Source organism: Aminiphilus sp. (assembly GCF_029975095.1).
GTDB lineage: Bacteria > Synergistota > Synergistia > Synergistales > Aminiphilaceae > Aminiphilus.
On sequence record NZ_JARKPW010000035.1, the window covers coordinates 1 to 15,258 of the forward strand.

Genomic DNA, 15,258 nt, shown 5'->3' on the forward strand with positions numbered 1-15,258 from the left:
CACCCGAGGAGTTCCGCCCCGACCTGGAACTGTTCCAGCTCCGTGTCCGAAGGTCCGGGAATACGATACACTCGGTCGGCGTAGCAGAGCCGCAGGGGACGTTCATGGGGTGCGTAATGCGTGGCGAGATGGGCGACAGCGGCGAGGGTGAGATCTCCCCGGAGCACACAGGGCTCGCCGAAGGGTGAATTGAGCCCCAGCAGACGATTCCGGAAATGAGGGGCCAGGCGATCCCAGACGACTTCGGAAAGCTGCAGCCCCGAGGGCCAGAGAGGGCGGTAGCCGTATTGAGTAAGTGTTCCCAGAACGGCTTCGCGACTCTGGGTCATGGCTTCCGCCAGCGATCCTCCGACGTTGCGGCATCCCTTGGGGATACGGTTCATGAGGGGAGTCCCCGCCTCGCCATGGCAAGAGCGTGAGCGGCAAGTCCCTCCGCTGTCGCCAGGGCGTTTCCCGCCTCCGCGAGTGCTTCCGCTCCTTCCCTGGAAAGGCGAAGCTGTTGCAGGGGTCTGAGGAAAGTCCCCGTCCAGAGGCCGCCGCCGAAGCGTGCCCGGCCTTCCGTGGGGAGGATGTGATTCGTTCCCGCCACATAGTCGCCGAAAGCCTCGGCGCTGAAGTGACCGAGGAAGACCGCCCCGTAGGCGGTAAAGAGCGGAAGGGCGCTCTCCGGATCGGCGAGGGCAAGTTCCAGATGTTCCGGCGCGAGACGGTTCGCGAAGGCCGCCGCTTCCTCCAGAGTGCACACTGCGACGACACCTCCCGTACTCCAGGATTCCCGGGCGATGCGGGCGTTTTCCTCCGGAAGTGCTTCGAGGAGCCGTTCCGTCGCCGCCAGAGAAGCAGAAGCCGTTTTTTCGTCAAGGGCGAGGAGAATGCTTCGGGCCAGAGGATCGTGTTCCGCCTGGGCGAGGAGATCCGCAGCGATCAAATCGGGGGAAGCCGTTTCATCCGCCACCACGAGGACTTCGCTCGGGCCGGCCAATCCGTCGATGCCTACTTCGCCGAAGAGAAGACGCTTGGCCTCCGTGACGTACACATTTCCTGGGCCGACGATCATGTCCACCTTTGCCACAGGACTTGTTCCAAGGGCGAGGGCGGCAACGCCCTGGGCTCCTCCCAGCGCCCAGATCTCCTCTATTCCGAGGAGACCGAGGGTTCCCAGAACCACGGGGTGGATGCCTTCGGGACCTCGGGGCGGAGAGAGAACGGCAATGCGGGGAACCCCCGCCTCCTGGGCCGCCACGATGCCCATGACGGCGGTGCTGGGAAGAGGGTAGCGACCCCCCGGAACGTACACCGCGACGTTTTCCACGGGAAGGAAGCGCAGGCCCGCGCCGACGCCGGGGGTGATCTCCCAGGTGCAGTCCCGGAAGAGGTTACGCTGCAGACGGTGAAAGGTTCGTACATTGCTCACGGCAGTTTCCAGTGCGGTGCGCACATGCGGAGACATGGCCGAGAGTGCCTCGACGGCTCGTTCCCGGGGAATGCGGAAGGGACCCGAGAAACCGTCGTATCTGGCGGAAAATTCCTGAACCGCCGACCAGCCGCGTTGGCGTACCGCCTGGACGATGGCGGCGGTACTTTGCCTCGCGGCGGAGAGAATCGGTTCATTCGATGGGGAAACATTTTTGAGATAGTTCATGGCTCCTCCTTTATTAAGATGAACAAGTGCAATGGTAGGCTCGCAAGACTCGGGCATGATACCACGGGGGCAGGGCTCTGTAAAGGCCTTTTTCTCTCGACAGCTTCTCTTTTGAAAGGTAGACTCTCGAAAAGAACGGTTGAAGAAAGGGCGAAGGGGCTTCTTGTGCGGTCGGTGCATTTTTTCGGCGAGGAGAGACGGGTATGGCGCGCAAAGAAGAGGCAAGATATGTCTGCTCCGCCTGCGGACATGTTGCCCTGTCGCTGTTGGGGCGTTGTTCCCAGTGCGGCGCCTGGGGAAGTTTCGAGAGAGAACGGATCCCGGGAAGCGGAACATCGCTTCGCGCTCCCCGGAGAGAGGGCTCGGGCATTTTGCGCAAGAGCCAGGCGGGAGCGGTGCTGCTGCGGGACGTGTCGTCGGGGGGACGGATTTCTTCGGGCCTGGACGAAATGGACCGGGTTCTCGGCGGAGGATGGATGCCCGGAGGAGTGACTCTCCTTGCCGGAGAGCCTGGAATAGGCAAGTCAACGCTGCTGTTGCAGATCTGCGGTGCCATGGCGGAGGTGGGAAAACGGGTTCTTTATGTTTCGGGAGAAGAATCCCTGTCTCAGGTGGCGGAGCGGGCGAGGCGCCTCGGCGCGGTGTCGGAGGAAATGGAGCTGGTCGCATCGGACGATCCGTCGCTGTTTCTCGAAGGGGTGGAGCAGTACGCTCTGGTGGTGGTGGACAGCGTGCAGTCCATGCGTTCCGCCGAGGCGGAGACCTGGCCGGGCACGCCGACGCAGGTTCGTGCGGTGACTCAGGCCTGCATCGACGCGGCCAAAGGGACGAACGTGCCTTTGGTGCTTGTGGGACACGTGACCAAGGACGGTCAGATCGCGGGGCCGAAACTGCTGGAGCACATGGTGGACACGGTTCTCTCTTTTTCCGGGGAACACGCATCGTCCCACAGGTTACTCCGGGCCTCGAAGAACCGTTTCGGGGCAACGGACGAATTGGGTGTGTTCGAGATGGCCCAGAAGGGACTTCTTCCCGTTGCGGATCCGGGGCGGATCTTCTGGAGCGGTCTGCAGGACGATGTCTCCGGTGTTGCCAGGACGGTCGTCCTGGAGGGAACGCGTCCTTTCGTTGCGGAAGTCCAGGCTCTGGCGTGCCAGACCCCGTACCCCTATCCGAAACGAACCACCCGAGGGGTGGAGCTCAATCGGGCGCAGCTTCTCCTGGCGGTGCTCGAAAAGCGTTGCGGCCTTTCCTCAAGGAGTTCTGACGTGTTCGTGAATGTGGCGGGAGGGCTGCAGATCCGGGATCCCGCGGCGGACCTGGCACTCTGTGCGGCTCTGGCGTCGTCCATGCTGGACAGGGCACTGGAGGGGCGCTGCTGTTTTCTGGGAGAAGTGGGACTCGCCGGCGAAGTGCGCCCCTGTGGTCGGGTTGCGGGGCGTCTCCGAGAGGCGGCGCGCCTGGGGTTTACGCGAGCCCTGGTGAGCCGGCGCGAAGCGAAGGATCTGGAGTGCGAGATGGAGGTGGTGCGCGTGGGGTCTTTGACGGAAACACTGCGTGCTGTTCTGCCGTGAGGGAAGAGAACTTCTCCGTGTGCTGGAGGACGGACCGTCTCTTGGGGGTATTGCGTGTGCTCCTCCTCGTATCGTGCTTTCTGTGGGGGACTACGGAGGCCTTCGGGGCGAACAGAGTCGTGGTCTCCTCCATAAAAGGGAGCATCGGCATCGCCATGGAACAACATCTGGAAGAGGTGCTCTCCAAGGCGAAGCTGCAGGAGGCCTCCCTCCTCGTGATTGAACTCGACACACCGGGAGGGCTCGTCACGTCCATGCGTGGCATGGTGCAGAACATCCTGAACGCACCTTTTCCCGTGGTCGTCTGGGTCGCTCCCAAGGGAGCCAGGGCCGCCTCCGCGGGAGCCTTTCTCGTACAGGCCGCCCACGTTGCGGCCATGTCGGAGGGAACGACCATGGGTGCGGCCCATCCTGTCATGGCTTCCGGACGGGATGTGGAAAGCAAGGAGCTGAACCGCAAGATCACGAACGATTTGGCGGCGCAGATGCGTTCCCTCGCGGGAGAACGGGACCGCAACGCCGAACTGGCCGCGAAAATGGTCACGGAGAGTCTCTCCCTCACCGCGAAAGAAGCTCTGGAGGCCGGTCTGGTCGATGTCGTCACCTCCGACCTGGAGACGCTTCTGGCCTCGGTGGACGGACGGATCGTCATCGTTCAGGGAAAGGACAGGCAGATACTTCTCCGGGATGTTGAAGTGACGGAGCTTCCCGTGTCGGAATCGCTCCGCCTGCTCGAACTCATTTCCAGGCCGGATGTGGCGTACCTCCTTCTGTTGGGAGGGCTTCTGGCCGTTGTCTTCGAAGTTCTCTCGCCGGGGGGATTCGTCCTCGGCGTCTCCGGCGCGGTGATGGTGCTCCTCGGTGCCTTCGGTCTCCGCATGCTTCCCTTCAATTGGGCGGGTATCGTGCTCCTGCTTGCGGGCATCGCGGTGCTGGTGACGGATGTGCTCGTCGGGGGGGTGGGTATTTTGAGCGTCTTCGGCGCCGCGGCGCTCCTTGTGGGGGGACTTGTGCTTTTTCGCGCTCCAGGGGGGGAGCTGATGCGCTTCTCCTACGAGATGATGGTCGGCGCTGTCCTCGCCCTTGCGGTGTTCTTCGTCCTCGCGGCGTGGCTTGTGGTTCGTTCTCTTCGGAAGCGGGCCACCTCGGGAAAGGAGGGGCTCGTAGGTGCCGCCGGAGATGTCGTTCAGGCTCTTCTGCCGGAAGGAATGATCCGTTGTCACGGTGAATTCTGGCGTGCCCGGACCGAGTCCGGCGAGAACCTTTCCGTGGGCTCCAGAGTTGAGGTGGTGCGTGCGGAGGGTCTCACCCTTGTCGTCCGCACCGTATCGAAAGAGGAAAAGAAGGAGGAGGATCGTTCATGATCCGGGAAATACTGGAAATTCTGGTCGGTGCGGGAAGCAGCCTCGGAGGGTTGTTCATTCTGGTGATCCTTTTCGTCTCCGCGGTGAAAGTTGTCCCGGAGTACCAGAGAGCGGTGGTTTTCCGCCTCGGGCGTCTCATCGCCGCAAAGGGACCCGGGCTGGTGCTGGTGATTCCCTTTGTGGATCGGGTACTCCGCGTGGACCTTCGGGTCGTGACCTTGGATGTGCCCGTTCAGGAGGTCATTACGAGGGACAACGTTCCCATCAAGGTGAACGCCGTAGTGTATTTCCGCGTCATGGATCCCTCCCGCTCCATGGTCGAAGTGGAGAATTACATCATGGCCACCAGCCAGCTCTCCCAGACCACACTCCGATCGGTCATCGGCAGGGCGGAACTGGACGAAGTGCTCTCCGCAAGGGACAAGATCAATCAGGAACTGCAGCAGATCATCGATGAAAGAACGGATCCCTGGGGGATCAAGGTGAGCGCCGTGGAAGTGAAGGAGTTGGAGCTTCCGGAAGGGATGAAACGCGCCATGGCCAGGCAGGCCGAGGCCGAACGAGAGCGCCGGGCCAAGGTCATCAATGCCGAGGGCGAGTTTCAGGCGGCGGAACGGCTCACCGAGGCGGCGCATCTCATGGAAAAATCTCCGGTGACGCTTCAGCTCCGGTATCTTCAGACGCTGCGGGAGGTTGCGAGCGAGAAGAATTCCACGACCATCTTCCCTCTTCCGATCGACCTGGTGAAACCTTTTCTTGAACGACACCTTCTTTCGGAAGCGAAGGAGCAGGAGACTCGGGCTTCGGGGGAACGGCACCAGGGTAATTCCTGACGTGAGGCGCTCGAAAAGGCGCGTCTGCCTCGATATCTGGTATGCCGTGCCGTGGATGTTGTTTCCGGCGCAGGAGTGAGGAGTCGAGCAGAGCGAGGGACGTGGAGAGAACGGGGCGCGATGGGACGGCTTTGCGGTTCTCTCCGCGTCGTGGCATAATGGTGCGCGTTTGCCGATCCGAGGTGTACCTCGAAAAAAGGATCCGCCTTGAATTCCGGTTTTTCGGCAAGCGCCCGGGGGATGGGTTGTGTGTCGTTCCGGATCAGAAGGGAATTTTCCGCCCGCCGAGGCGGGCGAGGAGGTCGCGACAGAATGGGATACGATTTTCCGACCGTTGAAAAGAAATGGCAACAGTACTGGGAAGAGAAGGGCGTCTTTCACGTGGAACGGGATCCGGGCAAGCCCAAGTTCTATTGTCTGGAGATGTTTCCCTACCCGAGTGGCGCTCTGCACATGGGGCATCTTCGGAACTATTCCATCGGGGATCTGTTGGCCCGGTTCCTCTGGATGAAGGGATTCAACGTGCTGCATCCCATGGGATTCGATGCCTTCGGGCTTCCCGCGGAAAATGCCGCCATCAAGTATGGCGTGCATCCCCATCAGTGGACGTGGCAGAATATCGAGCACATGACGGACCAGCTCAAGCGGATGGGCTGCAGTTACGACTGGCGTCGCCGGGTGGAGAGCTGCAACCCCGACTATTACCGGTGGACGCAGTGGCTTTTCCTCCAGTTCTTCAAGAAGGGACTCGCCTACCGGAAGCATGCACCGGTGAACTGGTGTTCCGACTGTCAAACCGTTCTCGCCAACGAACAAGTGATTGACGGAGGGCATTGCTGGCGTTGCCACACGCCGGTGACGAAGCGCGCTCTTGAGCAGTGGTTCCTGCGCATCACCGACTATGCCCAGGAGTTGCTCGACTCACTCGAAGAGCTTCCCGGGTGGCCTGAGAGAGTACGTGTCATGCAGGAGAACTGGATCGGCCGATCCGAGGGTGTACGTCTCGCGTTTTCCGTTCCGGAATTCGGCGAAGCGCTGGAGACGTTTACCACCAGATTCGATACCATCTTCGGCGTGACCTTCCTTGCCTTGGCGCCGGAGCATCCTCTGGTGGAAAAAATCATCGCACGCTCTCCTCAAGCGGAGAAATTGCGCTCCTTTGTTCGGGAAGTCACGGCCGAGAGCGAAATCGACCGGACGGCCGTGGGAGGAGAGAAGAAGGGCATCTTCACGGGGTATTCGGCGGTCAATCCCGTGAACGGCGAAGAGGTGCCTCTGTACATTGCAAACTATATCCTCATGGAATACGGTACCGGAGCCATCATGGGTGTTCCCGCCCACGATCAGCGCGACTTCGATTTTGCCCGCAAGTTCGGCATTCCCGTTCGCGTGGTCATCGCTCCCGCGGACGGAACGAAACTTGACGGGAACACGATGTCCAAGGCCTTCGAAGAGCCTGGAATCCAGTGCAATTCGGGATCTTTCGACGGAACACCCTCGCAGGAGGCGATTCCCCGCATGGCCGCCTGGGCGGAGGAGCAAGGATACGGCGTCCGGGAAGTGAACTTCCGTATCCGGGACTGGCTCATTTCGCGGCAGCGCTTCTGGGGGGCTCCCATTCCGGTGGTCTACTGCGACGATTGCGGCATCGTTCCCATCCCGGAGGAACAGCTTCCCGTGGAACTTCCCATGGAGGTGCAGCTCCTCGAAGGAGGACGGAGCCCTCTCCCCGTGACGGATTCCTGGGTGAACACCACCTGTCCGAAATGCGGCGGTCCCGCCCGGCGCGAGACGGACACCATGGACACCTTCATCTGTTCCTCCTGGTATTTTCTGCGGTACACCTCCCCCTGGACGCAGGAGGCTCCCTTTCTGAAGGAGGATGCCGCCTACTGGATGAACGTGGATCAGTATATCGGCGGTATCGAGCATGCCTGTCTGCATCTTATTTATGCCCGATTCTTCACCAAGGTTCTGGCGGACCTCGGGTATGTGTCGGTGCGCGAACCTTTTCAGAATCTGCTCACGCAGGGAATGGTCATCAAGGACGGCGCCAAGATGTCCAAGTCCAAGGGAAACGTAGTCGATCCCGACGAGATCATTTCCCGCTATGGAGCGGACACGGCGCGTCTGTTCATCCTTTTCGCCTCGCCTCCGGAAAGGGATCTTGACTGGTCCGATCAGGGCGTGGAAGGGGCGCACCGTTTCCTCAACAGAGTATGGCGGCTCGTGGAAGACAGCCTGTCTCTGTTGCGCGATGCCCGGAGGCAGCGCATCGCCATGTCCGATCTCGAAGAGCGGGAACTGCGGGATCTCAAGCGAATCATTCACCGCACGACCTACCGGGTTTCCAAGGACATCCAGGAGGAAATGCAGTTCAATACGGCGGTGGCGCGTATCATGGAGCTGGCAAACGCATTGGGAGCCTTTTCCGCACGGGATGAACGAGGACGCACTCTTTTCCGGGAGGGAGTGGAGACGCTCCTGACGGTGCTGTCGCCCTTTACACCCCATTTCTGCGAAGAACTCTGGAGTATGCTGGGCAATACTCCCTGTCTCGCCGAAACGCCCTGGCCGGAGGCGGATGAAGAGGCGCTGGTGGAGGACCAGGTGACGGTGGTACTCCAGGAAAACGGCAAACTCCGGGATCGTTTCGAAATTCCCGCGGGACTCTCCGCAGAGGAGCTTCGGGAAAGAATTCTGGAAACTCCTCAGGTGCAGGAGCGATTCCGGGGCAAGGAGATCCTCAAGGTGATCGTGGTTCCGAACAAGCTGGTGAACGTGGTGGTGAAAAAATAATGCCCCACCTGTTCGTGGTGAACGCCGCCGGGTCCTCCCAGCGGCGTTTGCTGTCCGAACTTCTCCAAACCTGCACGGCGAAAGGATATGAAACAGGGCGGCGTGTCGAAGCCGATGCGGAGAAGTCCTGGCAGGATCTTTTTGCCGTCCAGCGGACGAAGACGCTTTTTACGGTCGCCTCCGTCACCGTTATTGAATCCGCCGAGAACCTGGGACCTTTCCCGGAGTCACTCGAACGCTTTCTCGAACCGGAAGAGTCGGAAACGATTCTTGTAGCCGTTTACGGTGGAGACTGTAAGAAGTACTTTCCCAAGGGACTTTTGCCCCGTCTTTCTCTGCGGGAGGCGGTGGAGCCACCTCGCTGGGGAGAGGCGAGGCGCCGTTGGATAGAGAACCTTGCCTCGGAGGAGAAGGTCCGCCTGGGGCGGGAGGCGGGGGCTCTGCTCGGAGAGTGGTTCGAAGATCCGGAGGAATTGCGGAGCGAGATCAGAAAACTCGGCATCGCCTCCGGAGGCGAGCAGGTGAGCGGTGCTCTCGTGAGGACGCTTTCCGTGGACGAAGGGCGCAAAGCACTTCTGGATTTTCTCGACGGATTCTGCCGAAAGGATCGACGTGTCGTTCTGGATGCCCTTGAGGCCCTGCGCAGACGAGACGAGGTGCTCGCTGCGGCAACGGCGTTCTACAACAGGGTTCGCGGAGCCATGTATCTGTCGTTGATGAAAGGGTCTCTTCGTGAGGAAGTGGTGCGGGCGCTCGGATTACGGCCTTACCAGCGCAAACTCGCCGAAGAGGCGGCCTCGCGTTATACGCCGGAGACGCTGAAACATGTTGTGGCCGAGACAGCTGCCTTCTCCTGCCGGGAGAAATGGGGCCGGGGTGCCGGGTGGAACGAGCTGGAACTCATTGTTCTGGGTGCGATGAAGTAAACCCAGGGCGGATTGGGGTGCGACGGCATCAAAAAAGGACGTCCCTCGGAGGGGCGTCCTCTGTTTGTGTTTTCCGCAAGCGTTGCGACAAAAGTCACTTGCCTGTGGCAAGGGATTTGACGAGCTTGGTGAGGTTCGCCTTGCGGCGGGAAGCGGTATTCTTGTGGAGAACACCCTTGACCACCGCTTTGTCCAGAACGGACTGGGCTTCATTGAGCCTGCTCTGGGCAAGTTCGTCGTTCCCGCCCTGAACGGCTTCGAGAACACGCTTTCCCGCAGTCTTGCAACGACTTGTCCAGTAGCGGTTGTAAAGCCGGTTTCTCTCGGCGATACGCACCCGCTTTTCGGCGGATTTCTTGTTCGGCAATGCTGTCACCTCCTTCGTCATGAGCGAAGGTCATTTTAACATGCTGAATGCTCCTTGGGCAACTCCCGGAGTGATGTTTGTGGCCGGACAGTTATGTTTTTCGAAGATATGCTATGATTGTGCGTCCCGCGCCGGATTTTGACGGGGGTCCTTCTTCGGACGGGGGAGACGGAGAAATTGGTGAGGGGCGTTCATGGGATGAACACGGATATGCAGGCGATATTCGGCCCCGAGGGGCCTTTCGCGAAGAACTTTTCCGACTACGAGGTGCGGCCGGGACAGGAGGATCTCGCGAGGCAGGTGTGGGATCTCTGCGAACGCTCCGAGGGCGGCATCCTCGCTGCAGAAGCCCCCACAGGGATAGGCAAGAGCTTTGCTCTTCTCGTTCCGGCCTTGCTCTGGGCACAGAAGAGGGATGCACGCATTCTGTTCCTCACAGCGGGAATTCCGCTGCAGGAGCAGCTTCGGGACAAGGATCTCCCCGCTCTCTTTCGCGTGCTCGGTTTTTCTGTTCCTTTCGCTGTTCTCAAGGGGCGGGGCAGGTATGTCTGCAGACGAAGAGCTTTTGACCTCGGAGGTCCGGAGGGGTTTGTCTCTTTCAGTGGGGACGCCGGCGTGGGAGTGGAGGCGCTCCTGCTCTGGCTTTCGAGGACGGAGACGGGGGAACTGGATGAACTCGAGTTGCCCGGAGGACATCCTCTGTTTGTTGCTGCGGCAGCACAGCAGAGAGGATGTCTTGGTGTCCGTTGTCCTGAAAGAGAGCGCTGTTTCGTCCTGCGGGCGTTCCGTCTCGCCCAGGATGCCCGGCTTGTCATCGCGAATTACCATCTTTTTTTTGCCTACACGATCGGTCTTGGCGTCCCCTTTCCCGTTTCCTTCAACCTGCTCGTCTGCGACGAGGCGCATCGCATGGCCGATTCAGCCCGTTCTGCCGCGAGTCGTACGACGAGCCTCGACGAATGGAGACGCCTTCTCGGAGGACGTGTCGTCACGTCGGCGCTTTCATCGCTGGCACGAAGCGGCCGAAACGGCGAAGCTGTTCTCGAACATCTCGGCGCGTGCAACAGGGAAGTCGAAGTCCTTTTCGGGAGCATTTCCTTTCGATACAGGGCGGGGAAGACCTTTTTCACCGCCGATCCGAAACTGCTCCAGACCGGACAGGGAATATGTCATGCCGTGACGGCCGTGTTGCGACCGCTTGCCTTTCTCGACGACATGGAGGACGAAGAGCTCTCGGAGGAAAAAGCGACCTTGGCCGCCTGGCGCGACGAGCTGAAGGAAGCTCTCGATGCACTGTCCTGGTGTCTCGCCGTCGAAAAATATCCCGAATGGGCCTATTGGTGGGACGGAACATCTTTGCAGAGCGCTCCCACGCTCTGTTCCGAGCAGATTCGCGAAGGAGTGGAGCTCTGCGCACCTCATGCCGTCGTGGTCGCTTCGGCGACGCTTTCCCTGGCAGGAGATCTGCGTTTCTGGAGACGGGAGACCGGTTTAGAGCCGACCGATACACTCGTCCTCGAATCCCCCTTCCCCTTGCGGGAACAGATGGAAGTCTGGGTGATCTCCACGGGAATGGCCGTTCCCGATCCTGGTTACGACCAAAGGGTGGCGGAAATCGTTGAAAAGCTTGTGGAACAGAACGGGGGGAGCACTCTTGTGCTTCTCTCGTCGCTGCGTCTGTTGAGGACGGTGGGAGAGCGGCTCACCTCCCGAAAGAGAGGATACGACATTTTCCTTCAGGGAAGCCTGCCGAGAGGGGAGTTACTGCGTCGATTCAGAGAAGACCTTGCATCCGTCCTGGTGGGGAGTGTGTCCTTCCGAGAGGGAATTGACGTTCCCGGTTCCGGCCTCACTCAGGTCATCATTGATCGCATCCCTTTTCCTCATCCGAATGACCCTGTTGTAGAAGCGCGAAATCGCCTGGAAGGAAGTTCCTCGTTTCGGGATGTGACACTTCCCTGGGCAAAGCTGCTCCTCAAGCAGGCCGTAGGACGCCTGATTCGGACTCGCACGGACAAGGGGAGAGTGGTCATCCTCGACGGCCGGGTGGTGGAAAGGAAGGACTGGAAAATTCTCGACGCACTTCCCCGGGTGGTCGTTCGACCTTTGCGAGTGCGGGTTCACTCCTGAGGCATATTCCTTTGCCGAAGCGGTTTTTTAGGGTGTTTCGGTTTGCTTTGGAACGGAGCGACGGAATTGCGGTCATGTGCTGGATCTGTGGACTGTCAGTTGCTCCGGTGAATCCGGTGTGCTATAGTAATCCGGCTGTCTGGAGAGAGCGGCTTTTTCCCTTCATCTGCATGTGTTCGAGGAGGTGTCCCCATGAAGCGTACATATCAACCGCACAATACCCGGCGCAAGCGGGCCATGGGTTTTCTGGTACGTTCGCGTTCCGCCGCCGGTCGTCGCATTCTTCGCAACAGAAGGCGCAAGGGCCGCGCACGGTTGGCGGTCTAGTAAAGGGCGTGGCGTTTCTCTTTTCCCGATCGCTTCGCCTGCGAAGCGGATGGGAGTTCGACCTCGTCTTCCGCACCGGCCGAAAGATCCAGGGAAGGCTGGTGCGGTTGTTCTTTGTGGATGCCCCCGACGGAATAACCCGCGTGGGTGTCGCCGTTGGCAAGCGGCAAGGCGACGCGGTTTGCCGGAGCAGGGGTAAACGTGTTCTCCGAGAGGCATTGCGTCACCTGCTTCCTCTGACGAAGGAAGGACTCTGGATTGTGGCGATGCTTCGTCAAAGTGCCCTTGGCGATTCTGCTGCGCGTGTCTACGACGACATGCGACGGGTTTTGTTTGCGGAGGGCTTGCTGCGAGTCTCCCGGATGCCGGTGGAATGGAAAGTGCTCCAGTCGTCTCCTCGGGGCTCTTGCGAAAACTGTTCCGGAGAACGGCGGTGATGCGGAGATGTCCTTCTCTTCGCCGGGCGGGAACCCGCGCTCTTTCCGAGACGCGTCGTTCCCGGCGAGGATGGCGGTTCTTCCCATTCTCTTCTATCAGCGGTGTCTTTCTCCCTTTTTGGGAACGAATTGCCGTTTTTATCCCACCTGTTCCCAGTATATGCTTGAGGCGATCCTCCGGTTCGGCGTTCTGCGCGGAACCGGGCTCGGTGTGAAACGTCTTTTGCGGTGCGGTCCCTGGAACCCAGGGGGGGTTGATCCCGTTCCCGAGAAAATCCGCGGTGTAAAGACCCGAGAGGACGAGAAACGGAAGAAACAGCTTTTCGGAGGCGGTGAACGAAGATGAGTGCACTGTGGAATGCGGGTAGCGCGCTGCTGCTCGGCATCTTGAACTTCTTCTACAATCTGTTCCATTCCTATGGCATCGCCATCATCCTTTTGACGGTGGTGGTGCGAATTCTGCTGCATCCGCTCTCGCACAAACAACTGGTGAGCATGCAGAAAATGCAGAAACTCCAGCCCAGGCTCAAAGTGCTTCAGGAAAAGTTCGCGGGAGACAAGGAGCGACTGAACAAGGAGACCATGGCTCTTTACAAGGAGAACAACGTGAATCCCGCGGCGGGTTGTCTTCCCCTTCTCGTGCAGCTCCCGATTCTGATTCTCCTGTTCCGCGTTCTCATGGACTTGAACCTCACCGGCTATTCCTTTCTCGGTGTCCATCTGGACAAATCCGTGTACGGGGCTCTCGGTTCCGCCCTCGGGATCACGGATCCGGAGGTGGGGCTCATGGCCATCGTGAACGCCATCGGAGCCAATCCGGGAGGACTCTCGCAAGTGGGGCTTTATTTGGGGAATGTGATTCTCATGGCCTTCATCGGCTATATCACGTGGTTCCAACAGCAGCTCACGGGTGCCTCGAATCCGCAGATGGCGTTCATGAACTGGTTCATGCCGCTCTTTCTGGTGTTCATCTGTTTGAGCCTGCCCGGCGGTGTGCTGCTCTACTGGGCGGTTTCCTCACTCATCGGCGTTGCGCAGCAGTGGTGGGTCCACAGGAGAACCGACATTGAGATGCAGGAGAAACCCGCACTGTTCAAGGAGAAACCACCTGTCAAGGTAAAAGGCGAGTAAGGGAAAGTCCGTGTCCCCGTGTCCGGGAGGAGGAGTGTCCTCCCGAAGGGGTGTGGGGAAGGAGGTTCGCTCGTGACGGAACGAGAGTCCTTGGTACTCGAAGCGGCTTCTCCGGAGGAAGCGCTGGAGGCTGCCGCGGCAAAATGGTATTTGGAACCCGAAGATCTTCATGTGGAATTGGTGGACGAGGAAAAACGCTTTTTCGGACTCCTGGGGAAAAGGACGACTTACAAAGTGGTTCCGGTTTTCGACCGTTCCTTTTTCCTGGCCCGAAACACACTGAGGAAACTGCTCGCGAAGATGGAGTTCGATCTCGAAGCGACATTGCGCGAGGATGGTGTTGTTGATCTCGCCGGTCCCGACAAGGATTTGCTCCTTGCCTCGAATGAGACGATGCGCTCCCTTGAGTACGTGCTCAATCTTATGCTCCGTGAAGAACTCCAAGGGCAGTGGATCAAACTCGACAGTGAGGGATACCGGGAGCGGAGACAGCAGGCGCTCGCCACCCTTGCTCTTTCCGCGGCGGAAGATGCCCTTTCCCGTCGACGGCCCGTTTCCCTCGAGCCCATGACGAGTTGGGAGCGGCGTCTCATTCATGTCGAACTGAAGGACCGTACGGACGTGGAGACCCGATCCGTGGGAGAAGAACCTCTGCGGCGGGTCGTGATTTGGCCTAAAAAGAGCGCCACCTCGGCGCGCGGAACGGTGACGTACCGTTTCCGTAACAGAAAATAGGGACGCATGTACCGCGTTCTTTTCTCCATCGGTTCCGTTCCGGTCCACAGCTATTACGTGCTGTGGACCGTTGCGTTGTGTGTGGCGGTCCTCTGGGCCAAGTCGCGTCTGATGAACATCTTCGGTTACGAAGAACCGGAGGCGGCGCGTCTTCTCCTCTGGGCGTTGAGCGGAATGTATCTGGGCGCACGTGTCGGGGGCGTCATCGACAACTGGAGCTATTTCTCGGCGAATCCGCTCCTCGCGTTCGCGCCCTGGGAAGGCGGGCTCTCCGCCGTTCCTGCCATGCTCGGTGCTGCCCTCACGACCTTCGGATATCTCCGGCACAAAGGGCGTCCCCTCTGGCCCGTCGCGGAGGCGGCAAGTCTCCCCTTGGCTGTCACGATCGCCATCGGACGGTGGGGGTGCTTCCTGAACGGCTGCTGTTTCGGAAGGCGTACGACCTCGTTCCTGGGAGTCCATTTCCCTTTCGACAGGACAGATGTCCTGCGTCATCCGACACAGCTTTACGAGGCATTTCTGGGGCTGTTTCTCCTCTGCCTCCTCTTCATCGTGGAGCGGAAGCTCGGCGCCTTCGAGGAGCGACGTGTCAGGGGTGCCGTTCTTTGCCCTCTGTTTATGATGGGTTATGGTCTCTACCGCGTTCTTTTCGATTCGCTCCGCCAGGATAGTCTGGAGAAGGCGATGTCCACCGCGGTGGTTCTCGGGGCAGTTGCGGCGGCGCTCGGGTTTCTCTGGCTGGGGCATTCCCTGGTTTTTCGGAGACGCGGGAGCGAAAAGCATTCTTGATGCCGCTGCGTGCTTCTTTCCGGTGCGGCGCGAAGATGGGTTCATTTTTCTCCGCAGAAGCGAAATACGTAGAGTTCGGGTGTGTGGAGGTCCGTAAATCCCACGATATCCAAAATGCCGCGGCCGAGTACATTTTCCCTGAACCCATACGGAGGTGATCGAAGATGATCGGCAAACGACATGGAAACAGATTCGGAATAGTCT

15 protein-coding genes are annotated in these 15,258 nt (G+C 59.8%); 12 read left to right on the forward strand and 3 right to left on the reverse strand.

The features are described 5' to 3' along the window. On the reverse strand, positions 1 to 383 hold a 383-nt coding region (locus Q1K49_RS02445; protein ID WP_300522384.1), incomplete at its 3' end, for an ATP phosphoribosyltransferase regulatory subunit. Next, positions 380 to 1,642 carry a histidinol dehydrogenase gene (gene hisD / locus Q1K49_RS02450; protein WP_300522387.1) on the reverse strand — a complete coding sequence of 421 codons (1,263 nt, stop codon included), beginning with the start codon at positions 1,640 to 1,642 and terminating at the stop codon, positions 380 to 382. The genes hisD and Q1K49_RS02445, both read right to left, overlap by 4 nt. 203 nt (positions 1,643 to 1,845) lie before the next feature. Here hisD and radA point away from each other — a divergent pair, with 203 nt between their 5' ends. From radA to holA, 5 genes are all read left to right on the forward strand, one after another. Then, complete coding sequence (gene radA, locus Q1K49_RS02455; RefSeq protein WP_300522390.1) at positions 1,846 to 3,216, forward strand: DNA repair protein RadA; 1,371 nt, start codon at positions 1,846 to 1,848, stop codon at positions 3,214 to 3,216. A gap of 41 nt (positions 3,217 to 3,257) precedes the next feature. Next, positions 3,258 to 4,580: a nodulation protein NfeD gene (locus tag Q1K49_RS02460; RefSeq protein ID WP_300522393.1), complete on the forward strand. Its 1,323-nt coding sequence runs from the start codon at positions 3,258 to 3,260 to the stop codon at positions 4,578 to 4,580. Then, positions 4,577 to 5,413 carry a slipin family protein gene (locus tag Q1K49_RS02465; protein WP_213694148.1) on the forward strand — a complete coding sequence of 279 codons (837 nt, stop codon included), beginning with the start codon at positions 4,577 to 4,579 and terminating at the stop codon, positions 5,411 to 5,413. Before Q1K49_RS02460 ends, Q1K49_RS02465 begins: the two co-directional genes overlap by 4 nt. Before the next feature lie 312 nt (positions 5,414 to 5,725). Then, complete coding sequence (gene leuS, locus Q1K49_RS02470) at positions 5,726 to 8,212, forward strand: leucine--tRNA ligase (RefSeq protein ID WP_300522397.1); 2,487 nt, start codon at positions 5,726 to 5,728, stop codon at positions 8,210 to 8,212. Then, on the forward strand, positions 8,212 to 9,138 hold the full coding sequence (gene holA, locus Q1K49_RS02475) for a DNA polymerase III subunit delta (protein ID WP_300522399.1): 927 nt from the start codon (positions 8,212 to 8,214) through the stop codon (positions 9,136 to 9,138). Before leuS ends, holA begins: the two co-directional genes overlap by 1 nt. A gap of 94 nt (positions 9,139 to 9,232) precedes the next feature. On the opposite strand, the gene rpsT is transcribed toward holA, so the two are convergent. Then, positions 9,233 to 9,505 carry a 30S ribosomal protein S20 gene (gene rpsT / locus Q1K49_RS02480; RefSeq protein ID WP_300522402.1) on the reverse strand — a complete coding sequence of 91 codons (273 nt, stop codon included), beginning with the start codon at positions 9,503 to 9,505 and terminating at the stop codon, positions 9,233 to 9,235. A 198-nt stretch (positions 9,506 to 9,703) separates the two neighbouring features. Here rpsT and Q1K49_RS02485 point away from each other — a divergent pair, with 198 nt between their 5' ends. From Q1K49_RS02485 to lgt, 7 genes are all read left to right on the forward strand, one after another. Continuing rightward, positions 9,704 to 11,635, forward strand: coding sequence for an ATP-dependent DNA helicase (locus tag Q1K49_RS02485; RefSeq protein WP_300522404.1), 1,932 nt, complete (start codon positions 9,704 to 9,706; stop codon positions 11,633 to 11,635). Positions 11,636 to 11,827: 192 nt separating this feature from the next. Beyond that, entirely contained in the window at positions 11,828 to 11,962 is a 135-nt protein-coding gene (gene rpmH / locus Q1K49_RS02490; protein WP_084460272.1) for a 50S ribosomal protein L34, read from the forward strand. A gap of 8 nt (positions 11,963 to 11,970) precedes the next feature. Further along, complete coding sequence (rnpA, locus tag Q1K49_RS02495; RefSeq protein WP_300522408.1) at positions 11,971 to 12,399, forward strand: ribonuclease P protein component; 429 nt, start codon at positions 11,971 to 11,973, stop codon at positions 12,397 to 12,399. A gap of 70 nt (positions 12,400 to 12,469) precedes the next feature. Next, positions 12,470 to 12,745, forward strand: coding sequence for a membrane protein insertion efficiency factor YidD (gene yidD, locus Q1K49_RS02500; protein WP_300522409.1), 276 nt, complete (start codon positions 12,470 to 12,472; stop codon positions 12,743 to 12,745). Continuing rightward, positions 12,742 to 13,530, forward strand: coding sequence for a YidC/Oxa1 family membrane protein insertase (locus Q1K49_RS02505; protein ID WP_300522410.1), 789 nt, complete (start codon positions 12,742 to 12,744; stop codon positions 13,528 to 13,530). The genes yidD and Q1K49_RS02505 overlap by 4 nt, the downstream gene beginning before the upstream one ends. A 72-nt stretch (positions 13,531 to 13,602) precedes the next feature. Beyond that, positions 13,603 to 14,265, forward strand: a complete 663-nt coding sequence (locus Q1K49_RS02510) for a R3H domain-containing nucleic acid-binding protein (RefSeq protein WP_300522412.1) — start codon at positions 13,603 to 13,605, stop codon at positions 14,263 to 14,265. Between the two features lie 6 nt (positions 14,266 to 14,271). Next, positions 14,272 to 15,054 carry a prolipoprotein diacylglyceryl transferase gene (gene lgt / locus Q1K49_RS02515; protein ID WP_300522415.1) on the forward strand — a complete coding sequence of 261 codons (783 nt, stop codon included), beginning with the start codon at positions 14,272 to 14,274 and terminating at the stop codon, positions 15,052 to 15,054. The last annotated feature ends 204 nt before the right edge of the window (positions 15,055 to 15,258 follow it).